Annotated in this window: 24 protein-coding genes; 14 read left to right on the top strand and 10 right to left on the bottom strand. The window is 66.6% G+C overall.

Features of this window, described 5'->3' with window-relative positions; all coding sequences use genetic code 11:
- Nucleotides 1-42 precede the first annotated feature (42 nt).
- The 4 genes from EH199_RS02795 to EH199_RS02780 all read left to right on the top strand — a co-directional run bounded on the left by EH199_RS02795 (nt 43) and on the right by EH199_RS02780 (nt 2,947).
- Nucleotides 43-915 (top strand): crotonase/enoyl-CoA hydratase family protein, encoded by an 873-nt coding sequence (locus EH199_RS02795; RefSeq protein ID WP_124807742.1) that lies wholly within the window; start codon nt 43-45, stop codon nt 913-915.
- The gene (locus tag EH199_RS02790; protein ID WP_124807741.1) at nt 912-1,550 is read left to right on the top strand and encodes a TetR family transcriptional regulator; all 639 of its coding nucleotides are present in this window, start codon (nt 912-914) and stop codon (nt 1,548-1,550) included. Before EH199_RS02795 ends, EH199_RS02790 begins: the two co-directional genes overlap by 4 nt.
- A 159-nt stretch (nt 1,551-1,709) precedes the next feature.
- Nucleotides 1,710-2,168, top strand: a complete 459-nt coding sequence (locus EH199_RS02785; RefSeq protein ID WP_124807740.1) for a MarR family winged helix-turn-helix transcriptional regulator — start codon at nt 1,710-1,712, stop codon at nt 2,166-2,168.
- A complete protein-coding gene (locus tag EH199_RS02780; RefSeq protein WP_124807739.1) occupies nt 2,165-2,947 on the top strand; it encodes a fumarylacetoacetate hydrolase family protein in 783 nt (260 codons plus the stop codon). Before EH199_RS02785 ends, EH199_RS02780 begins: the two co-directional genes overlap by 4 nt.
- Before the next feature lie 116 nt (nt 2,948-3,063).
- Here the strand turns inward: EH199_RS02780 and EH199_RS02775 are convergent, their stop codons facing one another.
- The 7 genes from EH199_RS02775 to EH199_RS02745 all read right to left on the bottom strand — a co-directional run bounded on the left by EH199_RS02775 (nt 3,064) and on the right by EH199_RS02745 (nt 10,339).
- Nucleotides 3,064-4,062, bottom strand: coding sequence for a type II secretion system F family protein (locus tag EH199_RS02775; RefSeq protein ID WP_124807738.1), 999 nt, complete (start codon nt 4,060-4,062; stop codon nt 3,064-3,066).
- Between the two features lie 18 nt (nt 4,063-4,080).
- Nucleotides 4,081-5,052: a type II secretion system F family protein gene (locus EH199_RS02770; protein ID WP_124807737.1), complete on the bottom strand. Its 972-nt coding sequence runs from the start codon at nt 5,050-5,052 to the stop codon at nt 4,081-4,083.
- 91 nt (nt 5,053-5,143) lie between these two features.
- Nucleotides 5,144-6,427, bottom strand: a complete 1,284-nt coding sequence (locus tag EH199_RS02765) for a pilus assembly protein CpaE (protein ID WP_124807736.1) — start codon at nt 6,425-6,427, stop codon at nt 5,144-5,146.
- 3 nt (nt 6,428-6,430) lie between these two features.
- Entirely contained in the window at nt 6,431-7,105 is a 675-nt protein-coding gene (locus tag EH199_RS02760; RefSeq protein ID WP_124807735.1) for a CpaD family pilus assembly protein, read from the bottom strand.
- A gap of 14 nt (nt 7,106-7,119) precedes the next feature.
- On the bottom strand, nt 7,120-8,754 hold the full coding sequence (locus EH199_RS02755; RefSeq protein WP_223806435.1) for a type II and III secretion system protein family protein: 1,635 nt from the start codon (nt 8,752-8,754) through the stop codon (nt 7,120-7,122).
- A gap of 1 nt (nt 8,755) precedes the next feature.
- On the bottom strand, nt 8,756-9,787 hold the full coding sequence (gene cpaB / locus EH199_RS02750; protein WP_124807734.1) for a Flp pilus assembly protein CpaB: 1,032 nt from the start codon (nt 9,785-9,787) through the stop codon (nt 8,756-8,758).
- A gap of 63 nt (nt 9,788-9,850) precedes the next feature.
- Nucleotides 9,851-10,339 (bottom strand): prepilin peptidase, encoded by a 489-nt coding sequence (locus tag EH199_RS02745; protein ID WP_124807733.1) that lies wholly within the window; start codon nt 10,337-10,339, stop codon nt 9,851-9,853.
- Between the two features lie 93 nt (nt 10,340-10,432).
- Here EH199_RS02745 and EH199_RS02740 point away from each other — a divergent pair, with 93 nt between their 5' ends.
- The 3 genes from EH199_RS02740 (at nt 10,433) to EH199_RS02730 (ending at nt 12,861) form a co-directional block, all read left to right on the top strand.
- Nucleotides 10,433-11,395, top strand: coding sequence for an alpha/beta hydrolase (locus EH199_RS02740; protein ID WP_124807732.1), 963 nt, complete (start codon nt 10,433-10,435; stop codon nt 11,393-11,395).
- Nucleotides 11,396-11,432: 37 nt separating this feature from the next.
- The gene (locus tag EH199_RS02735) at nt 11,433-12,551 is read left to right on the top strand and encodes an FAD-binding oxidoreductase (RefSeq protein WP_124807731.1); all 1,119 of its coding nucleotides are present in this window, start codon (nt 11,433-11,435) and stop codon (nt 12,549-12,551) included.
- A 127-nt stretch (nt 12,552-12,678) separates the two neighbouring features.
- On the top strand, nt 12,679-12,861 hold the full coding sequence (locus EH199_RS02730) for a DUF1508 domain-containing protein (protein ID WP_124807730.1): 183 nt from the start codon (nt 12,679-12,681) through the stop codon (nt 12,859-12,861).
- A gap of 32 nt (nt 12,862-12,893) precedes the next feature.
- Here EH199_RS02730 and rnhA read toward each other — a convergent pair whose 3' ends face one another.
- The 3 genes from rnhA to ispH are packed head-to-tail and all read right to left on the bottom strand — an operon-like array spanning nt 12,894 to nt 15,307.
- Nucleotides 12,894-13,325: a ribonuclease HI gene (gene rnhA / locus EH199_RS02725; RefSeq protein WP_124807729.1), complete on the bottom strand. Its 432-nt coding sequence runs from the start codon at nt 13,323-13,325 to the stop codon at nt 12,894-12,896.
- Entirely contained in the window at nt 13,322-14,299 is a 978-nt protein-coding gene (thrB, locus tag EH199_RS02720; RefSeq protein ID WP_124807728.1) for a homoserine kinase, read from the bottom strand. Before thrB ends, rnhA begins: the two co-directional genes overlap by 4 nt.
- 12 nt (nt 14,300-14,311) lie before the next feature.
- Nucleotides 14,312-15,307: a 4-hydroxy-3-methylbut-2-enyl diphosphate reductase gene (ispH, locus tag EH199_RS02715; protein ID WP_124807727.1), complete on the bottom strand. Its 996-nt coding sequence runs from the start codon at nt 15,305-15,307 to the stop codon at nt 14,312-14,314.
- Nucleotides 15,308-15,463: 156 nt separating this feature from the next.
- Between ispH and EH199_RS02710 the strand changes: the two genes are divergently transcribed.
- The 7 genes from EH199_RS02710 to EH199_RS02680 all read left to right on the top strand — a co-directional run bounded on the left by EH199_RS02710 (nt 15,464) and on the right by EH199_RS02680 (nt 21,751).
- Nucleotides 15,464-16,156 carry a hypothetical protein gene (locus tag EH199_RS02710; RefSeq protein WP_124807726.1) on the top strand — a complete coding sequence of 231 codons (693 nt, stop codon included), beginning with the start codon at nt 15,464-15,466 and terminating at the stop codon, nt 16,154-16,156.
- Nucleotides 16,157-16,284: 128 nt separating this feature from the next.
- A complete protein-coding gene (gene argS, locus EH199_RS02705) occupies nt 16,285-18,033 on the top strand; it encodes an arginine--tRNA ligase (protein WP_124807725.1) in 1,749 nt (582 codons plus the stop codon).
- 18 nt (nt 18,034-18,051) lie between these two features.
- On the top strand, nt 18,052-18,834 hold the full coding sequence (locus EH199_RS02700) for an SPOR domain-containing protein (protein ID WP_223806448.1): 783 nt from the start codon (nt 18,052-18,054) through the stop codon (nt 18,832-18,834).
- A gap of 69 nt (nt 18,835-18,903) precedes the next feature.
- A complete protein-coding gene (gene nagZ / locus EH199_RS02695; RefSeq protein ID WP_124807724.1) occupies nt 18,904-19,932 on the top strand; it encodes a beta-N-acetylhexosaminidase in 1,029 nt (342 codons plus the stop codon).
- Entirely contained in the window at nt 19,932-20,750 is an 819-nt protein-coding gene (locus EH199_RS02690) for a ScpA family protein (RefSeq protein ID WP_124807723.1), read from the top strand. Before nagZ ends, EH199_RS02690 begins: the two co-directional genes overlap by 1 nt.
- Nucleotides 20,750-21,424, top strand: coding sequence for an SMC-Scp complex subunit ScpB (gene scpB, locus EH199_RS02685; RefSeq protein ID WP_124807871.1), 675 nt, complete (start codon nt 20,750-20,752; stop codon nt 21,422-21,424). The genes EH199_RS02690 and scpB overlap by 1 nt, the downstream gene beginning before the upstream one ends.
- 72 nt (nt 21,425-21,496) lie before the next feature.
- Complete coding sequence (locus EH199_RS02680; RefSeq protein ID WP_124807722.1) at nt 21,497-21,751, top strand: twin-arginine translocase TatA/TatE family subunit; 255 nt, start codon at nt 21,497-21,499, stop codon at nt 21,749-21,751.
- Nucleotides 21,752-21,759: the final 8 nt, after the last annotated feature.

Here is a 21,759-nt window from a genome sequence, read left to right as displayed (position 1 = left end):
GGCGCGGCAACGGACGCGCCCTTCCATCCCCGGGAGAGAACGATGACCGGCTATTCGCAGATCCTCCTCGATATCGAGGAGGGCATCGCCACGCTGACGCTCAACCGACCCGAGAAGATGAATGCCTTCACGGGCACGATGATGCAGGAAGTCATCGACGCGTTCGACCGCACCGATGCCGATGACGCGGTGCGGGTCGTGATCGTCACCGGGGCCGGTGATCGCGCCTTCTGCGCGGGAGCGGACCTCACCCCCGATGGCAAGGGCGGGCCGTTCTCCAGCGATGAACAGGTCACGGATCTGTCGGACCCACGGGTGCGCGACAGTGGCGGGCTTTTGACCTTGCGGCTCTACCGGTCGAAGAAGCCGATCATCGCCGCCGTGAATGGTGCGGCGGTGGGCGTGGGCGTTACCATGCAGTTGCCGATGGACATCCGGCTCGCGTCGAAGACGGCGCGTTTCGGCCTCGTTTTCGCGCGGCGCGGCATCGTGCCCGAAGCGGCGTCGAGCTGGTTCCTGCCGCGCATCGTGGGGCTGCCCCAGGCACTGGAATGGACCATGACCGGCCGCGTGTTCGATGCCGAGGAAGCTTTGCGCGGCGGCCTCGTCCGATCGCTGCACGAGCCTGGCGAACTGCTCGATGCGGCCAGGGGCCTCGCGCGCGAGATTGCCGATAATACCAGCGCCGTGTCCGTGGCCATGACCCGCGCGATGTTGTGGCGCAATGCGGCGGCGGACCACCCGATGGCGGCGCACCGCGTCGACAGCCGGGCCATCTACACCCTGTCGCGCGGCAGCGATGCGCAGGAAGGTGTGGCTAGTTTTCTTGAAAAACGCGCTCCCCGCTACCCCGGACGCGTTTCATCGGATATGCCCGCCTTTTATCCATGGTGGGACGAGCCGGACTGGGAATGACCGAGACGAACAGGAAACAGGACACGATGGATACGCCCGGCGCGCGCGAGTTGCTGCTCCAGACGGCTTCCGCGATCATGCGCGAAGGCGATCTGGTGGACATTTCCCTGTCCGAGCTTTCGTTGCGTTCGGGGCTGAACTCGGCGCTGGTGAAATACTATTTCGGTAACAAGGCCGGTCTGCTCAAAGCCTTGCTGGACCGGGACATGGAAGCCATCGTCCGCAGTGTCGATGCGCTGGTGACCAAGGACGACATGGCGCCCGAAGCCAAGCTGCGGCGCCATATCTCCAAGGTCATCGAAACCTTCTACGCCTATCCCTATCTCAATCGCCTGCTGATGCGGCTGGTGCGCGACAGCGACGATGCGGAAGCGAAGAGGATCGCCGCGCAATACCTGACGCCGCTTCACCTCGCCTACGAACGGCTGATCGACGAAGGCGTCAAGGCGGGTGTGTTCCGGCCGATCGATGCGCAGCTTTTCTACTTCACGCTGACGGGAGCGGCCGACCGTTTCTTTTCCGCGCGACTGGTCCTGCGGCACTGCTTTGATCAGGATACGCTGACCGAAGAACTGCGCGACCGCTATCGCGAACATACCATCGACATCATCATGGCCGGTATTCTGGCGCGTTGAAACGCGCGATCACGGGAAGGACCAAGGCAGGCGGGCCGATGCCCGCCTAAAGAAAATGTCGTGCGACCGGTCGGCTTCGCTTGAATTAATGGCATCGTCCTTTTCGCAGGCAACATTGTTTCGCTTGCGAGTCAGGTTGGTTTCATGTGAAGCGATCTTATGGCCGGAAAGCAGACCCGTCTCGATGAGTTCATACCCTATCGCATGGCTGTTACCGCCAATGCGGTAACCGATCTCATTTCCGGCGAATACAAGAACGAATTCGGCCTCAAGATCCCGGAATGGCGCGTGCTGGCGGTGCTGGGTGATGCGGGATCGTTGACCCAGCGCGAACTGGTGCGCGTGACGCTGATGGACAAGGTGGCTGTCAACCGCGCCTGCAAGGTGCTGGAAGATCGCGGGCTGGTCAGTCGCAGTCCCAACGTTGCCGACGGACGGTCGCATCATCTTATGCTTACCGAAGCCGGCCGCGCCATGTACGATCGTCTGTGGCCGCAGGCGCAGGAAATCTACGAGCGGATATTCTCCGCGCTCACCGAGCGCGAGACGCAACGTCTGCGCGTGATGCTCGACAAGCTGCTGAAGGCGGCGCGGGTAATCGAGGGAGAACGCAGATGAAGCTGACTTCGCTACCACAGGGCCGGGACGGCAGACTGATCATCGTCTCCAACGATCTGGCCTGGTATGCGGATGCGGACCACATCGTGCCAACCTTGCGCGATCTGCTCGATTCCTGGGATCGCAACGCTCCGGTGCTGGAATCGCTGGCGATTGAACTCGAACATGGCGCGATCCCGCGCAAGCGGTTTCACGAGCGCGAGGCGGCCGCTCCGCTGCCCCGCACCTTTGCCGCGTTCACCGGTGCGGTCCGGACGTCCAGCGACGATCTGCGCGGCGGCCGTGATCCGCTGACTTTGTCCGGGAACGGGCAGCCGGCCGAAATCGAGATCGGCATCGTCGCGGTAACGGGTGACGTGCCGCAAGGCGTTTCCGCCGCCGATGCGCTGGCGCGGATCAGGCTGGTCGGGCTGGTTGATGATCTCGTGCTGCGCGGGGCAGAGGGCGTGCCGGCACTGGCGGCGCGCCATTTTTCGCCGGTGTTCGTCACGCCCGACGGTCTGGGTGAGGCATGGCAGGGCGGCCGGCTGCACCTGCCGCTTTCGGTCGAGCGCGGCGCCGAACCGGTCGAGCGGCTTGCCAGCGATGCCGTGTCCGATCTTGGCGCGCAGATCGCGCATCTGGCGACCACACGGCGGCTGTGCGCGGGGACACTGGTTGCCACCGCGCCGCTCGGCGTCGTGCCGGTCGCCGTGGGAGAAACGCTGCGGATCGAGGCGCGCGATGCCAAGGGCCGTGCGGTGTTCGGCGCGATCGAGCAACAAGTCGTGCGCTTCTAGCCCGCGTCGCCCCAGCACAAGCTGGGATCTGGGGCCGCTGCGGGAAAACCTTCGGCAGGTTCGGTCCAGCGTCACGAGGTCCCAGCTTGCGCTGGGACGACGCTGTTTGCGGACGCTTACTTGCGGTTGATGAAGTTGTCGCTGATCGAACAGGCCGCCGGCCCAAGGATCACGATGAACAGCGTCGGCAGGATGAACAGGATCAGCGGCACGGTCATGATCGCGGGCAGGCGCGCGGCCTTTTCCTCCGCGCGCATCATGCGTTCGTGGCGGAACTCGGCGGACAGCACGCGAAGCGCCGATGCCAGCGGCGTGCCGTAGCGCTCGGTCTGGATCATCGTGGTGGTCACGCCCTTCACCGATTCCAGGTTCACGCGATAGGCCAGGTTCTCGAAGGCCTGCCGCCGCTCGGTCAGGAACGACAGCTCGATCGCGGTCAGCGCGAATTCATCGCCCAGTTCGGGATAGGCGCGGCCCAGTTCGCGCGCCACGCGATTGAATGCGGCATCTACCGTGAGGCCGGCTTCGGCGCAGATGACCAGCAGGTCCAGCGCATCGGGCAATCCCTTGCGGATTGCGGAGGTGCGCTTGCCGATGAGGTTCTGCACGAACAGGTCAGGCCCCTTGTAGCCCAGGATCACGATGACCGCGAACGCCATGAAGCGCTTGAAGCTGCCCCATTCGGGGAAGTAGTTGATGCCGTAGATCACCAGCGCGGCGATCAGGCCGAGCACGATCGGTCCGATCATGCGGCCAAGGATGACCGCGACGGCCCATTCCTTCTTGCGGATGCCGCCCTGCGCCAGCTTCTGCTGGATGGTCGCAAGCTGGCTGTCCTGCAGCACGCTCATCTTTTCGAGGAACGTGCGGATGATATCGGTCGTCTCGTTGCGGTGGACGATGCTCGCACGCTTGCGCGTGTTGGAGGTCACGATACCGGCCTTGAGCTGTTCGCGGCGTTCGTTCAGCGCCTTGACGCGCTTGGCCATCGGGTCCTTGACCGTGATCGCGGCGTAGATGGCGAGCATCACCGCCGCCGCGGCGACGCCGGCAAGGATCGAGCCGACGGCAAGAACGTCGAAGCCGAGGAGGGTGGGGCCGTGCGGGGCATCCATGGTGTGCGTTTCCCTCGCTCAGATCTCGAAGTTGACCATCTTGGCCATGATGAAGCCGCCCAGGCTGAGCCAGACCATGCCGCCCAGGCCGATGACGATCAGGCGTTCGTCGGTGAAGAATTTCAGCATGTAGGCCGGGTTGATCCAGTAGATCAGCCCGAACACGATGAACGGCAGCGAACCGATGATGTAGGCGGAAGCTTTGGATTCCGAGCTCATCGCCTTGATCTTGAGCTTCATCTGGGCGCGCTTGCGCAGCACGTCGGCCAGGTTCGCCAGCGTTTCGGCAAGGTTGCCGCCGGTTTCGCGCTGGATGGCCAGCGTGATGCAGAAGAAGTTAAATTCCGGGAGGTCCAGCCGATCGCCGGTTTCCTGCATCGCTTCGTCCATCGTCCGGCCCACCTTGATGCGGTCGGTTACCAGCTTGAATTCCTCGCCCACCGGGCCGGGAAGTTCGTTTGCCACGACGGTCAGCGTTTCGCTGATCGGCAAGCCGGAGCGCAGGCCGCGCACCAGCAGTTCCAGCGCATCGGGAAAGCGGGTGACAAAGGCGTTGGTACGCTTGTTGATCGCGCGGTTGACGATCATGTGGGGCAGGCCGGCACCAACAAGGATACCGGCGCCCAGGCCCAGCAACGGTGCCCCGGTCTTGAGCGTGGCCAGCGCCATGACGGCAACGCCCAGCCCGATCGAGGCATAGACGTACTGCGTCAGCGTCCAGCCCTTGCCCGTGCGGTGCAGGCGCAACGCTAGGGCTTCGGACCGCGATGCCGATCCGGCGATGCGATAGGTGGTTGGCTTCCGCGCGGCCACGGCCTTGCGGTATTGCGCTTCCATCTTGTCGGAAGCGCTTTCCGAATGGCGGAAACGCACGGCCTGAAGCCGGCGCTGGCTTTCCTTGGCGGGCGAAGGCCCCAGGAAGAGGGCATAGCCGATGCCGAACAGCGCCAGCACGCCGAAGACGACGACGATCAGGGGCAGGGTGTTCATCGGCATCGGTTTCTTACCTCAAACCGCCACCTTCCGGCCTGTCGGGGGCGGAAAGGTGGCTTCATTGTCGTGCGCCAGGGCCGGGGCGGGATCAGGAGGCCGGGGCGGCCGCCTTGCCCTTCTTGGCCGCGAGCATCTTCTTCAGATCGAACTTGCTCAGCAGCGAAGCCTTGCCCGCCGCGCCTGCGGCAACGGGCTTCATGTCCGCATCGTCGCCCGCGTTGACGATCGCCTTGCCGATCTCGGCGATGACCGTCGTGGCCTTGATGTTGCGGTTGGCGCCCACGAACGTCTGGCCCAGCTTGGCCGCGTTGGCGGCGGCCTTGGCGTCATAGGGGATCATGAAGTCGATCTTGCGTTCGATCGAGGCTTCGAAGTCCGTCTTGCTGATTTCGCCGATGCCGGCGTGGACCTTGTTGACCACCACGAGCGCCTGCGCGTGGGGCGCGTTGCCCTTCAGCCACGACAGCAGGCGGATCGCGTCGCGCGCGCCGGCCAGCGTCAGTTCCGTCGCCACGACCGCCACGTTCACTTCCCCCAGCAGGTGCGGGAAGTTGATCAGCATGTTGCGGGGCATGTCGATCACGGTCATTTCGAACGCGTGGCGGAATTCCTCCTGCAACTGCACGAAGGCCGCCCCGTCGGTCATCAGCGGCGCATTGATCGGCGCTTCCGCGGACAGGATCGCGAGATTGTCGTTCGCGCGGATCATCGCGCGTTCGATGAACAGCCCGTCGATACGGCTGGGATTGTCGATCGCGTCGGTCAGGCCACGGCCCGGTTCAAGATCGAGCGTCAGCGCGGCGGTGCCGAAGTGAACGTCGAGATCGAGCAGCGCGGTCGGCATCTTCTGGTCGGAGCTGAACAGCCAGGCTAGCGAGGTTGCGATCGTCGACGCGCCGACGCCGCCACGCGTGCCGACAACGGCGGTCGAGATGTGGCGCTTGATGGCACCGGCATCGCTGGTCTTGGGCGCGGCGAAGATCGCCTGGGCCTGGACCAGCGCATCGCGGACCTGGTTGGGCGACAGCGGCTTCAGCAGATAGTCCTGGATGCCCGAGGCAACCAGATCGCGATAGAGCCGCACGTCGTTGACCTGGCCGACGGCGATCACCACCGTGCCGGGTTCGCAGACTTCGGCCAGCGCGTTGATGTCGGTCAGCGGATCGCCGCTTTCCGAAAGGTCGACCATAAGGATCGCCGGGCTGGCTGTGATCGAGAGCGACTGGATCGCGTTGCGCAGGCCGCCCTTGTTGCACTTTTCAGGCTGCCAGCCCATGTCGACCACGATCGACCGCAGGACATCCAGCGCCGCGTCGTCGCACATGAAGGCGGCGAACGTATCGCGATTGCCGTTCTTGAAGGGCGCGTTCATGGCTTAGTTCACTCCCGACTGGCTCGACTGCTGCTTGACGGTGGTGCCGCCACCGCCCGTCGGCTTGGCGTCGCGATAGGTGCTGATGGCCTTGGTCGAGCTCATCACCACCGTATCGCCGGTGCCGGTTGCGCCGTGGACAAGGTGTTCCTTGTCCGCCACCATCGCGGCAAGGTTGGCGTTGGTCGCGCAACCGAAATTGGACGAAGCGCCATTGCCGAAATTGGCATCCGACTTGGCGGACCAGTCCGGGCAGCCGGGCACGCTGGCGGTGGTGCGGGTAATGACCACGCGCGCCATGCCCACCGGCACCACGCCCTCGGTCACCGGCGCGGTATCGGCCAGCAACAGCCCGAAGCGCGCGGCCACGGCCTCAACCGCCGTGCGCGTCGCGCCCGACTGGACGGGATCGTCCACCGAAACGCGGTCGCCATAGCGGAGGCCCAGCGTCTCGAACCAGTCGGCCAGACGGCGCTGGTCCGCAACTGGAACGCCGCCGCCCGTCAGGGTGTTGACGTCGAACGTATAGAGGTTGCGCTCCACCACGGGCTGGTGAACGCTTTCGAGCGACCGGTTGGTCGGCATGCCGCCGCAGCCGGAAAGGGCAAGGCCAAGCGAAAGGGCGATGGCGGCCCCGGCGAGACGGACGCTGACAGGGCGGTTGGAAGTTACGGGCATCGGTCGTCCCTCTCTCAATTGATGCTGAAGCCGGGGGCGGGTGCCTCGGCGCTCTTGCCGGAACGACGGGCGTTGCGCGGTTCGGGCGCGGCCTTGTCGGCGGATGCGGAGGGCGCCGATGGCTTGTCCAGCGCGCCGACCTGCGAACCGGACTGCACGCTGCCCGGCTTTTCGGTGGGGTGCAGGCCCTGCTTGCCGCTGACGCTGTCGCTTTCCATGTTGCCAAGGATGCGCTGGACCTCGTTGGCGGTCTGGAAGCCGTCGGTCGGCAGTTTGATCTGGTTCGCGTCCACCGGGTTCACCAGATAGGGGGTGACGACGATCACCAGTTCGGTCTCACCGCGCTTGAACCCGGTTGAACGGAACAGGGTGCCCAGGATCGGGATGTCGCCGGCGCCGGGCAGCTTCTGGATGTTGTTCTGCGAGTTGCTGTTCATCAGGCCCGCGATCATGAAGCTCTGGCCCGAACCCAGTTCCACCGTCGTTTCCGTGCGGCGCACGGTCAGCCCGGGGATGGTGAAGCCGGAAATCTGCACGGCGCCCTGCGAGGACAGCTCGGACACTTCCGGGCGTACGCGCATCGAGATGCGGCCGTTGGAGAGCACCGTCGGCGTGTAGGACAGGCTCACGCCATAGCGCTTGTATTCGACCGAGGTCGTGCCAAGGCCCTGGCTCATCGGGATCGGGAATTCGCCGCCCGCCAGGAAATCGGCGGTCTCGCCCGACATCGTGGTGAGGTTGGGCTGCGCCAGCGTGGTTGCAAGACCGACCGTTTCGGCCGCATCCAGCTTGGCCAGCATGCCCAGCCCGAACAGCTTGCCCGCCGCCGCCAGCGTGGTGCCGGTGGACGCGGGGTTAACCGTGGTGCCCGGAAGCAGCGCGACCTGCCCGGTCGACGGGTCGACGCCATAGTAGCTGACGCTCGAACCCACACCCAGAGGGGCGCCGGGATGGAAGGTGGAAGCAGCCGATCCCTGACCGATGCCGAACTTGAAACCGCCGGTGCCGTCGATCGAGGTGATATTCGACGTCAGTGACTTGACCACTGAGCGGCTGACTTCGGCGATGCGCACCTGCAAGTTGACCTGCAGGGGCGTGGCCAGCTTCAGGCGGCTGATGACCTGGGTCTTTTCACCCACGAACGCCTTCACCAGCCGTTCGGCCTCGGCCGCGTCTTCCGGCGCGCCGACGGTGCCGGTCAGCAGCACGGTGTTGTTCATCGTTGCCGTCGAGATCTTGGCGTCGGGCATCGCCAGGTGGAGCATCTGGTCCACGCTGTCGATGTTGGTGCCGACGCGGACGTTGGCCGACCAGATCACGTCGCCCTTGCCGTTGCTGGCATAGACGGTGGTTTCGCCGCCGGCCTTGCCGAACACATAGAGCTGGTTCGTGGCCTTGACCTGCACGTCGGCAATGTCGTTGTTGGCGACGAACACGTCCGACATCCGGCCCGGCAGGGTGATCAGTTCACCGCGGCCAATGGCGATGGCGATGCTGCGTGCCGGGCTGGTCACGCTCTGGGCGCTTGCCGCGTCCAGTGCGCCTGCCAGGGCCAGCGGCGTGACGAGCAGCGCGGCCGGAAGCAGCGGGAAGGTGATGCGGGCTTTCATGGTCTTGCCTTTCGCCTGCGCGGGGATGTGCTGATCCATCTCAGTTTGCCCCTACCGCGACGGTTTCGGTGTCCTTGCCGCGGGTGATCCTGACGATCGGGCCGCGGTTGATGATGATCGGCGCTCCGGCCGGGGCGGCCATCGGGGGCGCGCCGGCGGCCATGCCGTGCGTTCCGAAGCCAGCCGGCACCATCGATGGCATGGTCTTGCGCTGGAAGCGCGAGACGTCGCCGCCGGTGACGAAGCTGGAACCGTTCTCGACCGGCTGGTGCATCGCCTGCTTGATCAGCTTTTCCTCGTCGGCCTTGGTGGCGCCCGCGGGGATCTTGACCTGGCCCGATGCCAGCGCCTGTTCCAGGTCGGCCGAATTGTCGGCGATCGAGCGGAGCGAGAGGCTGATCGTGCCCAGCGTCTGGGCGACGGCGATCTTTTCCGCGATCTTGGGCGTCACTTCGACCGTTACCGTGCCGAAGGTGTGGACGCGGGTTTTGCCGTCCACGGTTTCCTGTTCGGTCGACTGGTCTGTCGCCAGCACGCGCAGGTTCTTGAGGATGGTTTCCGACGTCTGCAGCGCGGCCTGATTTTCCGCACCCTTGACCGATTGCGTCAGGACAAGGTCGATGTGATCGCCGGGGAAGACGAAGCCGGCGACGGCGGTGTGGTCCGAAACCGCGATGGTCACGGCGCGCATGCCCGGCCCGAGCGCGGCGGCGAGGAAGCCGCGATCGCCCGGCGAGACGAGCGATCCGCGCGTTACCGGTTCGCCTGCCGTGATCGGCTGGCGCACCACGGTGCCGAGCATCTTCGCCATGTCCGCTTCGCCTTCGACGAAATAGGCATCCTGCACGAGATCCTTGGGCCAGGGCTGGTAGCCGATCGCATCCGCGGTGATGATCGTGCCCAGCGGCAACGCGCGCTTGGCTACCAGTACCTTGGGACCGCTTTCGATTTTCGCGGCAGCCTCGGCCTGCGGCGTCGGTGCGCCGCCTGAGAGCAGGCTCCTTGCCGCAAAGGCCGTGCCGATCGCGACGATCAGCGCCCCCACCAGCAGAAACAGCTTCTTTCTATCCATGGCCTTCTATCCCGCCCTCTTGTCCGGATTTGCGCCTTTTCAGGGAAATTGGTTAAAATTGGCCTATCCTGCCGAAACGGCTTGCAAAGCGGCCCAGTTGGTAGTGCCGATGATCCACAGCCCGCCGGCGGCGATCGCTACGCCGTAGGGGATTTTCAGCTTGTCCTTCTGCCGCCGCATCACGTGCCAGCCGCCCAGCACGATCGTCAGGATTCCTCCCGTCAGCGCCATGATCACCAGCAATTGCAGGAACAGCTTGCCGGGTATCCACAGCGCCAGCGCGGCGAGCAGCTTCACGTCGCCGCCGCCCATGACCCGCAATGCGAACAGGCCGGCGAGGATGGCGAAGGTTAACAGCGCCACGCCTATCTGCACGGCGATGTCCGGCCAGACATGCCAGCCCATCGCGAACCAGAACGCGGGCGCGGCCAGCGCGATGGCGGCGTTCAGCCAGTTGTCGATCTGGCGGCGACGGATATCGGTGAAAGCGGCAACCAGCAGCGCGATTGCCAAGGCTCCGACCAGTCCGTAAACGATGAAATTGCCCTGCATGGGCTATGCCTTACGCGACAACCACTTACCAAACGGTAACCAAGAGTCGGCGGGGATTTCCGTCGATTCTGGCCCGATGGGGATCGGACCTGCATGGCGGTGAACATCGATCGGAGAGCGATTCCCGCCGCGGCGACGGAAGCATGGTGGTCCGCGCGCGACGGCCATGCCATCCGGCGCATCGATTGGCAGCCGGCCCCGGAAGGCGCCGCCACCGTTCGCGGGTCGCTTCTGTTCATGCCGGGACGCGGGGATTTCTATGAAAAGTACCTCGAGACGCTGGATCACTGGCATCGGCAGGGCTGGCGCGTAACCGCGGCCGACTGGCGCTGGCAGGGCGCTTCGGGGCGGTATGGGGACAATCCCCTAGCGGGCGATGTCCGCGATTTCGGCGTGTGGATCGACGATCTGGCCGCGTTCTGGTCCGACTGGCGGGCGCAGACTCCGGGGCCGCACGTGATCGTCGGCCATTCGATGGGCGGGCATCTCGTGCTGCGGGCGGTCGTGGAACGGCGGATCGATCCGGTCGCGGTCGTGCTCAGTGCGCCGATGCTGGGGCTGACCACGCCTGGTCCTTCGGCGCTGCATCAGGCGTTGGCGCGCTTCATGTGCCGGATCGGCGATCCGGGGCGGCTGGCGTGGAAGACCAGCGAGAAGCCGGGCTCGTCCCCGGCGGGCCGTCATGTCCTGCTGACGCACGATGCCGACCGGTACGCGGACGAACTGTGGTGGAAGGAACAGCGCCCCGCGCTGGCGATCGGGCCTGGAACCTGGCGCTGGGTGGAACGGGCGGTCGCCTCGATTCGCGGGATGGAGCAGCCGGGCGCGCTGGAGGCGGTCGACCTTCCGGTGCTGATCCTCGGCGCGCGGCACGATGCGCTGGTCGGCTACCGCGCGATCGCGCGGGCCGCAGCGCGGTTGCCGCGCGCGCAACTCGTGACCTGGGGCCGTGAAGGCCGCCACGAGCTGCTGCGCGAGGCCGATCCCGTGCGCGATCGGGTAATCGCGACGATCGACGATTTCCTCGACCGCATGGCACCGGCTATCGCACGGTGACCCATCGAACGCTGACTTCAGGACTCTGCCGCAACCCGTGACCACCGAGACTTTCGACATTGCCGTGATCGGCGCGGGCATGGCCGGCGCCAGCCTTGCCGCCGAACTTGCACCTTACGCCCGCGTGCTGGTCATCGAGGCGGAGGATGCACCGGGCTATCACACCACCGGCCGGTCGGCGGCGTTCTGGGAGGAAACCTACGGCGGCCCCGGAGTCGTTCCGCTGACGATGGCGTCGGGCGGGTACCTGCGCGAGCATGGCTTCCTCTCGCCACGCGGGGCATTGAGCATCGCGACGGCCGAGGACCGGCACAAGCTCGAAGCCTATGCCGAAAGCTTCGGCGCGATGGGGATTCACATCGAATGGCAAAGCCGCGCGGCGATGGACGCGCGCGTGCCCGGCTTGCGCCCCGAGTGGGCTTTCGCGACCTGGGAGCCGGATTGTTCGGACATCGACGTGGCCGGGCTGCACCAGCACTACCTGGCCATCGGGCGCCGGGCCGGAACCGTGCTGCGTGTCCGGGCGCGGGTTTCGGCGGTGGAGCGCGAGGCGGCGGGGTGGCGCGTCGTCTGGGGCGAAGGGCAGGGTGCAGGAGCAGCGCGCGCGGCGATCGTGGTCAATGCCGCCGGCGCGTGGGCGGACGAGGTCGCAACGCTCGCCGGAGCCGCCCCGGTCGGAATCCTGCCCCTGCGGCGCACGATCGTGCAGTTGCGCACCGATCCCGAAGCATTGGCCGACATGCCGCTGACGCTGGGCATCAACGGAGACTTCTATTTCAAGCCGCAGGCCGGCCGGCTGTGGCTTTCGCCGCACGACGAGATTCCCGACGTGCCGTGCGATGCCGCGCCCGAGGAACTGGACGTGGCGGTGGCGATCGATCGCTTCGAACATGTGCTGGACTGGCGCATCGCCGCGCTGGAGCGACGCTGGGCGGGCCTGCGCAGCTTCGCCCCCGATCGCTTGCCCGTCTATGGCTTCGATCCGCTGCGCGAAGGGTTCTTCTGGTTCGCCGGGCAGGGGGGCTTCGGCATCCAGACCGCGCCGGCGGCGGCCCGGCTGGCGGCGCAAATCCTGCTGGGACACCCGGACGACGCGATGACGGCGGGCATCGACCGGGCGCGCTATGCCCCGTCGCGCTTCGCCATGGCTGCCTGACGGTCCGACGTTTGCAAAATCACCATTCCGGTGGCGATTGACGATAGCCTCTTTGCGCGGCCAAGCCGCGTGCTATCCCGTGCGCGGGGGCTGATCCTGACTGATCCAGCGCGAAGGAGCGGGTGTGATGGCGCATCGTTTTGAAATCCGGAAGAACAAGGCCGGCGAGTTCGTGGCCTATTTCTGCTACAACAGCGAAACCATTTTCTGGACCGAAGGCTATTCCAGCAAGGCGAGCGCGAAGAGCGCGATCGAATCGATCCAGAAGAATGGGCCCTCTGCGCCGGTGGAAGATACCACCGTCGCATAAGCGCTCAGGCGCAAAGCGCCGCGCGGCCGCGTTCAGGCGGCTTGCGCGGCGTCGCTGGCCAGACGGTCCACCCGTTCGTTCTCGGGGTGGCCGTCATGGCCCTTCACCCAGACCCATTCGATCTTGTGCGGGCGCGCGGCGGCGACGAGCGCGCGCCACAGGTCGTCGTTCTTGACCGGTTTCCTGTCCGCGGTCTTCCAGCCGTTTTTCTGCCAGCCGAAGACCCACTTGGTGATGCCGTCCAGCACGTACTTGCTGTCGGTATGCAGCGTCACCTGGCAGGGCTGCGTGAGCGCTTCGAGCGCCTTGATCGCGCCCATCAGTTCCATGCGGTTGTTGGTCGTCTCCTTTTCGGAGCCGGCCATTTCCTTTTCGTGTTCGCCCATGCGCAGCAGCGCGCCCCAGCCGCCCTTGCCGGGGTTGCCCTTGCACGCGCCGTCGGTGAAAATCTGGACGTGCTTCACGCGAAGACCCCGGCGTTGGCGGGATCGGCATAGAACGCCAGCCGGCGGGCGAAGGCCATCGGGTCCTTGCGCGTGACCAGCGCGTCGGCGGGCGTGTTCAGCCAGTCATAGGCGCGGCTGGCGGTGAAGCGGATCGCCGCGCCCTGTGCCAGCACCGGCAAGGCGGCGCGCTCTTCCGGCAACAGCGGGCGCACGCTCTCGTAGCCTTCGAGCAGGGCGGCGGAGATGTCTGCGTGAAACGCCTTGCCCGCGCTGTCGAAGCACCAGGCGGCGTGCGTCACCGCCACGTCGTAGGCGGTGGTGTCGTTGCAGGCGAAGTAGAAGTCGATCAGGCCGGTTACCCTGTCACCCAGCATCAGCACGTTGTCGGGGAACAGGTCGGCATGGATCACCGAACGGGGCAGGCCTTCAGGCCATTGCGCGGCGAGCCGGGGCAGGGCTTCCTCCACCAGGTCCGCCAGCACGGGATCGATCGCGGAAAGGCCGTCATGCCCGCAGGCGTCCAGCAGGCGCTGCCATTCCGCGCGGTCCATGCCGTTCGGGCGCGTCTGCGGGAAGTCGGCGGCGGCAAGGTGCATCTGCGCCAGCGCCGCGCCCACCGCGCCCGCCTGCGCCGGCGTGGGATCGGCGACGGAAACGCCCGGCAGGAACTCGATCAGCGCCAGCGCCTTCGCGTCGCGCACCTGATACAGCCGCCCGTCGCGAGCGTGGATCGTACGCGGCACGGGGCACCCCTTGGCCGCGAGGTGATCGAGCAGCGACAGGAAATAGGGCAGGTCGTCCAGATCGATGCGGAATTCGTACATCGTCAGGATGAAGCGCGCGCCCTTTCCGTTCGCGCCGGTTGTCTCGATCAGCCAGTTGCTGTTCGACACGCCTTCCGCGATGCCCTTGGCCGAAACGAGCTGGCCGATGTCGAAGCTGGCCACGATATCGGCCATCGCCCCGGCGTCGAGGTGGGTATAGACCGCCATTGCCCGGCTTTCTCAGTTGGTAAGCTGGCGGGGCAGTTTGAACACCATGTTCTCCTCGTCGCGCACTTTCACCGTTTCCTCGGTGACGGTGCGCCACGTGGCGAGCAGGTCCACCACTTCGCGCACGAGGATTTCCGGGGCGGAAGCGCCGGCGGTAAGGCCTAGCGTGGTCACGCCCTCCAGCCAGGCCGGATCGATTTCCGCCGCGCGCTGGATCAGGAAGGCGCGTGTACCCTGCCGCTCGGCCACTTCGGCCAGGCGCAGCGAATTGGAACTGTTGGGCGCACCGATCACCAGAATCAGGTCGCAGGCGTCCGCGATCGCCTTGACCGCTGCCTGACGGTTTGACGTGGCATAGCAGATGTCTTCGGCGCGGGGGCCGACGATGCGCGGAAAGCGCGTGCGCAGCGCAGTCACGATCTCGGCCGTATCGTCCACCGAAAGCGTCGTCTGGGTCAGGAACGATAGCGGCAGCTCGTCCGGAAACTCCAGCCGCGCCACGTCCTCCACCGTTTCGACCAGCGTGATCGCGCCGTCCGGCACCTGGCCCATTGTGCCGATCACTTCGGGATGGCCGTGGTGGCCGATGAACAGGATGTGACGGCCCGCCTCGACCTGCCGTTCCGCCTGCCGGTGGACCTTGCTCACCAGTGGGCAGGTGGCGTCGAGCCAGTCCAGCCCGCGCGAATTGGCTTCCGCCGGAATCACCTTGGGCACGCCATGCGCCGAGAACACGACCGACGCGCCATCGGGCACTTCGTCCAGCTCTTCCACGAAGATCGCGCCCTTGGACTTCAGCCCGTCCACAACGAAGCGGTTGTGAACGATCTCGTGCCGCACATAGACCGGCGCGCCATAGAGCGTGATCGCGCGCTCGACGATCTCGATCGCGCGGTCCACCCCGGCGCAAAAGCCGCGCGGCGCCGCGATCAGGAGCTTGAGCGGGGCCTTGGCGTCGGCCGCGTGGCCGGTGGCCGTCTCGGCCTGGTCTGGAAAGGTGGCGTTCATTGGGCGGGCATTAGCAGCGGCATCACGTTCCGGAAACCTCTCAAAGTCCGAGCATTGCCGAAAGGTTCGGGCGTGGCTAGAGGAATTGCGCTGCCCCGTGGATCATCTTGTCGGTTCGCGCGGACGCGGCATCGTCTTTTAAGGATTTTTGCGCTCATGACCGCCATCTTCCGCCGTGTTTCGAAGTCCGGTGTCGCCATCGGTTCGGCGATCGGCGCCGCCTTGCTGGCGGGCACGCTCTCCGGCTGCGTCAAGAGCAAGGGCGAACTGGTCGTTGATGACAGCGTGGGCGTGACCGCGCTGCGCGATCCTTGCCCGCGCGTGGCGATTCCCGAATATGCCGGCGACGTGACGTTGTTCTCCGATCCCAAGCGCACCGATTCGGGTGCGCTCGACGTGACCGCCTCGATCACCAACCTGCGCAGCACCTGCGATCAGGGGCAGGGTGGGGACAAGCTCTACACCATCGCGACCTTCGATGTGCTGGCCCGTCGGTCCGACACGCGCGGCGCGCGCCACGTCGAACTGCCCTACTTCTCGACCGTGATGCGCGGCGGCAACGTCGTCATTGCCAAGCGCGTCGGCACGGTGAGCATCGATTTCGCCGACGGGCAGGATCGCGCCACAGGCCATGCCAAGGCGGCATCCTATGTCGATCGCGCGCAGGCGACACTGCCGGAAGAGATTCGCAACCGCCTCAGCCGCAAGCGGCGCGCGGGCGATGCCGATGCCGCGATCGATCCGCTGGCGCAGCCCGACGTGCGCGCCGCGATCGCGCGCGCCACGTTCGAGCTGCTCGTCGGCTTCCAGCTGACCGACCAGCAGCTGACGTTCAACGCCACGCGATGACGCTCGTTGCGGGTCCGGCGGCGATTGCCGGGCTTGCAAAACCGCCACGCCGCCGCAAAGGGGGCGCTGGATGATGATCGCCTCCGTGCCTGCGGGGGCGATCGCCCGTTTTTGGTGAGCCTTTTCCGATGTCCGATGTTCAAGCCAATCTTCACGCCGCCTTTGCCCGGGTGATCGACGCCGCGCTCGATGCGCTGGAAGCCGCCGGCACGCTGCCTGCTGGCCTGCCGCGCGGCGCGGTGACCTGCGAGCCGCCGCGCGATCCCTCGCACGGCGATCTGGCGACCAACGCCGCGATGGTGCTGGCCAAGCCCGCCGGCACCAACCCGCGCGCGCTGGCGGCCGCGCTGGTGGCGGAGCTGGAAAAGGAGCCCCGCGTGACCTCGGCCGAAATCGCCGGGCCGGGCTTCATCAACCTGCGCCTGACCGACGGCGCCTGGCTGGACGAGCTGCGGCTGATCGCGGTGGCGGGCGCCGGCTATGGCCGCTCGACGCTGGGCGGCGGCAAGGTCGTCAACGTCGAATACGTCTCCGCCAATCCCACCGGGCCGATGCACATGGGCCATTGCCGGGGCGCGGTGGTGGGCGATGCGCTGGCCAGCCTGCTCGAAGTCGCTGGCCACAAGGTCATCAAGGAATACTACGTCAACGATGCCGGCGGGCAGGTCGATGTCCTCGCCCGTTCCGCGCACGTCCGCTATCGCGAGGCGCTGGGCGAGGCCGTGGGCGAGATCCCGGAAGGGCTCTATCCGGGCGATTATCTGGTACCCGTGGGCAAGGCGCTGGCCGAGGAATTCGGCGATCGCTACGCCGCCGCGCCCGAGGCCGAATGGTTTGCGCCGTTTCGGCAGAGGGCGGTCGCGGCCATGCTGGTGATGATCAAGGACGATCTCGCCCTGCTCGGCATCCATCACGACCTGTTCTCGTCCGAGGCGGAACTGCAGGCGGCCGGCAAGCCCGAAGCCGCCGAAGCCTGGCTGCGCGCGCACGATCTGGTCTATGACGGGCATCTCGAGGCGCCCAAGGGCAAGACGCCGGAAGACTGGGAGCCGGTGGAACTGCCGCTGTTCCGTTCGACGAAGTTCGGCGACGATCAGGACCGGCCGATCAAGAAGTCCGACGGGAGCTGGACCTATTTCGGCGCGGACCTCGCCTATCACTTCCAGAAGGCGGAAAAGGCCGATGCGCTGGTCGATATCTGGGGTGCGGACCATGCCGGCACGGTCAAGCGCATCAAGGCCGCCGTCGCCGCGCTGACCGGCGCGGAAGGCAAGCCGATCCCGTTCGAGGTGAAGCTGGTGCAGATGGTCCAGCTGCTGCGCGATGGCCAGCCGGTGAAGATGTCGAAGCGGGCGGGCACGTTCGTCACGCTGGCCGATGTGGTGCGCGAAGTGGGCAAGGACGTGGTCCGTTTCACCATGCTGACGCGCAAGCCCGATGCGCAGATGGACTTCGACTTCGCCCGCGTGGTGGAAGCGTCGAAGGACAATCCGGTGTTCTACGTGCAGTATTGCCACGCCCGGATCAGCTCGACGCTGCGCAAGGGCGCGGCCGAGGGCTTTGCGCCCTCCGCTGCCGATCTTGCGGGGCTGGGGCCGGAGGAACTGGCGCTGGTGAAGCTGGCCGCGCAGTTCCCGCGTCTGGTGGAAGCGGCCGCGATCGCGCGTGAGCCGCACCGGGTGGCGTTCTTCCTCTACGATCTGGCGGCAGCGTTCCACTCCTACTGGAACCTGGGCAACGATCGACCCGAAAAACGGTTCATAGTGGCACAGGATGCCGCGTTGACGGCGGCTCGGCTTTTCCTCGCGGCGCAAATCGGGCAGGTTGTGCGCAACGGCCTTGCCATCCTTGGGGTGGAAGCGGCCGAGGAACTGTGAAGGGTCAGCGACGTGAACATGGCGGACGGGGAGCAGGACGGGCAGCACGAACAGCGCGACGGGGGAGAACATTCCCCCGCGTCGATGCCGTTCGACGCGACGGAGGAGGCGGCCGAGAGCGCGGCTGGCGCGCGTCTGGCGCTGGGCGACGAACAGCGGCTGCCGTGGCTTGAGGGCGCGGATGACGTGGAATTCGATGACGAGGAGCCGGGCAACGGCCGCTTCATCGGTTTCGCGGTTCTCGGGCTGATCCTGCTCGCGGCGATTCTCGGCGGGGTCTATTGGGCCACGCACCGGGGCGGCCCCGCTGCCAATGCCGATGGCAGCCTGATCGAAGCCAGCCGCGAGCCTTACAAGATCGCGCCCAAGGAGCCGGGTGGCAAGACGTTCCAGGGCACCGGCGATTCCAGCTTCAAGGTGAGCGAGGGCGAAAAGCCGGCGGCGAACCTTGCCGGCGGAGCCGTCCCGGCGGCTTCGGCGTCGGCATCGGGTTCCGCCACTGCGCCGGCCGCTGCTAGTGCCAATGCGCCCAAGCCTGGCGCGGCCCCGGCCGCACCGGCTGCGGGGGGCGTGGGCGTGCAGATCGGCGCGTTTTCCAGCAGTTCTTCCGCCGAAGCCGCGTGGAGCAAGCTTTCCGGCCAGCACGATGCGCTGAAGGGCCTCAATCACCGTGTGGTCGAAGGCAAGGCGGATATCGGCACGGTCTATCGCCTGCAGGCGCTGGCGGGCGACGCCGGGGCGGCCAACGCGCTGTGCGGCCGGCTGCAGGCGGGCGGCCTCAAGTGCCAGGTGAAGCGCTGAGCCGGTTTTTCCCCGCCATTCCGGCAGCGAAGCCTTGCGGAATGGCGGGTTTTGGCCGAATCCTGCCCTATGGTTCCGGCGATCTTCGGCCTTTCGGGCCTGACTCTCACCGATAACGAGCGCGCTTTCTTCCGCGATGCCGATCCGGCCGGCTACGTGCTGTTCGGCCGCAACGTGGCCGATCGCGCGCAGCTGCGGGCGCTGACCGACGATTTGCGCACGCTGCACGGGCGCGACCGCACGCTGATCTGTATCGATCAGGAAGGCGGCCGCGTGGCGCGGATGAAGCCGCCGGTATGGCCGCCCTATCCACCGGGCGAACGGTTCGACCGGCTGTGGGATGTGGCGCCGGCGACCGCGATCGAGGCGGCGCGCGCCAATGCGGAGGCGCTGGGGCTCGATCTGGCCGAAGCGGGGATCAGCGTCGATCTGCTGCCGCTGCTCGATGTGCGCCAACCCGGCGCGCACGATGTGATCGGCGATCGCGCCTATGGCTCGGAACCGTTGCGCGTCGCGGCGCTTGGCCGTGCGGCGCTGGACGGGCTGGCGCGCGCAGGCCTGGCCGGGGTGATCAAGCACATACCGGGGCATGGCCGCGCCCCGGCGGATAGCCACAAGGAAATGCCCACGGTCGATGCTTCGGCCGAGGAACTGGACATCGATCTGGAGCCGTTCCGCACGCTGGCCGGGGCGGCGATCGGGATGACCGCGCATGTCCGCTACACCGCGTGGGATGCGGAAAACCCCGCTACGCAATCGCCGTTCGTGATCGGCGAAGTGATCCGCAAGCGCATCGGGTTCGACGGTCTGCTGATGACCGACGATCTCGACATGGAAGCGCTGGCGGGCAGCGTGCCCGAACGCGCCGCCCGGGCCATTGCCGCCGGGTGCGATCTGGTGCTCAACTGCTGGGCGAAGATGGACGACATGGTCGGTATCGCCAGCGCCACCCCGACGATCAGCGCGGCCGCGCAGGACCGGCTGGTCCGTGCGCTGCGGGACACGATCGATTTCGCTTCTCCTGCGCGAATGGAGCGCCACGCGGCGCTTGTCGCCCGGCGTGACGAATTGCTCGCACTGGCGGAGGCGCACGCCTGATGGATCAGGCCGCCGCCCCGCCTGCCTCGCTGTTCGATGGCGATGCGGTGTGGAACGGCGTGGCCTCGGCGGCGACCGAGGACGCTTCGCTCTATCTGGAGCTCGACGGCTGGGAAGGGCCGCTCGATTTGCTGCTGGACCTTGCCCGCCGGCAGAAGGTGGATCTCCGGCGGATTTCGATCCTCGAACTGGTGGACCAGTACCTCGGCTATATCGAGCGGGCCGAGGCGTTGAAGCTGGAACTGGCGGCGGACTACTTGGTGATGGCGGCCTGGCTCGCTTACCTCAAGTCGCTGCTGCTGCTGCCGGACGATCCGGAAATCCAGCCTTCGCCCGAGGAACTGGCGCTGCGCCTGCAATTGCGCCTGCAACGGCTGGGCGCGATGCGGGAAGCCGGGGCGCGGCTGATGGCGCGGGACCGGCTGGGGCGCGACGTGTTTGCGCGCGGTGCGCCGGAAGGGCTGCATGTCGATCAGGGGCGACGCTGGGAGTGTGACCTGTTCATGCTGATGCAGGCCTATGGTCAGGTGAAGGCGCGCACCGCGCCCGTGGTCCACATGGTGCGCGAACGCCCGGTGATGACGCTGGAATCCGCGCTCACCCGCGTGGCGACGATGCTAGGCGTGACCGTGGACTGGGTGGACCTGCGCGCGTTCCTGCCGTCGCGGCGCGATCCCGCCTGGACCGATCCGCAATTGCGCCGTTCCGCGCTGGCCTCCAGCTTCGTCGCGGCGCTGGAACTGGCCAAGCAGGGGAGAGCCGAGATCGCGCAGGACGAAATGTTCGGGCCGCTGATGCTGCGGGCGGCGCAATCATGATGGAAGAACTGCCGGAGGATCGGGCGGACAGCCTGATCCATGCCCGCGGAGGATCGCCCGACGATCTCGTTCGCGCCGTGGAAGCGGCCCTGTTCGCATCCGGCGAGCCGCTGACGCCCCAGCAACTGTCCGCCCATCTCGGCGGCGCGCGGGTTGATGGCGCGCTGGAGCAGCTTGTCGCACACTATGCCGGGCGCGGGATCGAACTCGTCGAGCGCGGCGGCTGCTGGCATTTCCAGACGGCGGCCGATCTGGCCCACCTGCTGCGAACGGAGCGCGAGGATGTGCGCCGTCTGTCGCGGGCCGCGACCGAGGCCTTGGCGATCATCGCCTATCACGAACCGGTCAGCCGCGCCGAGATCGAGGCGATCCGGGGCGTGCAGACATCGCGCGGCACGCTGGACGTGCTGCTGGAAGCGGGCTGGATTCGCGTCGCCGGCCGGCGCGAGGTGCCGGGGCGGCCCACGATCTATGCCACGACGCCCGGCTTCCTTGCGCACTTCGGGCTGGAATCGCGCCGGGACCTGCCGGGGATCGACGAATTGCGCGCCGCCGGCCTGCTTGACCCGGTGGACGATGTTTTCGCGGCCTTGACCGGGCATGATGACGAGGATCAGGCTGATGCCGAACCGGCCTTTTCCGACGTCGAAGACGAATCTTTGCGGCCTGATTGACTCTTTACGGCTTGGATTGACTGGCGATTCCGCACGAGATGTCCTATCTGGAGCGGAGAAGGAGATTTTACGATGGGTAGCCTGTCCCTACCGCACCTGATTATCCTCGCGCTGGTCGTTCTCGTGCTTTTCGGGCGTGGTCGCATTTCCGAAATGATGGGCGATTTCGGCAAGGGTATCAAAAGCTTCAAGCAGGGTATGACGGAAGAGACCGATCGCCCGGTAACCGCGCCGCCGCCGCAGCTTCAGCAGTCGACGCCGCCGGCGCCGTCCGCGCAGACCACTGCCGCTCCGGCGGAGCAGCACGGACCCTCGAGCAACGCCTGACACAGCCC

The organism is Novosphingobium sp. LASN5T (assembly GCF_003856955.1).
In the GTDB taxonomy this organism is placed as follows: Bacteria; Pseudomonadota; Alphaproteobacteria; order Sphingomonadales; family Sphingomonadaceae; genus Novosphingobium.
This window is presented reverse-complemented; position numbering and strand designations above follow the sequence as displayed.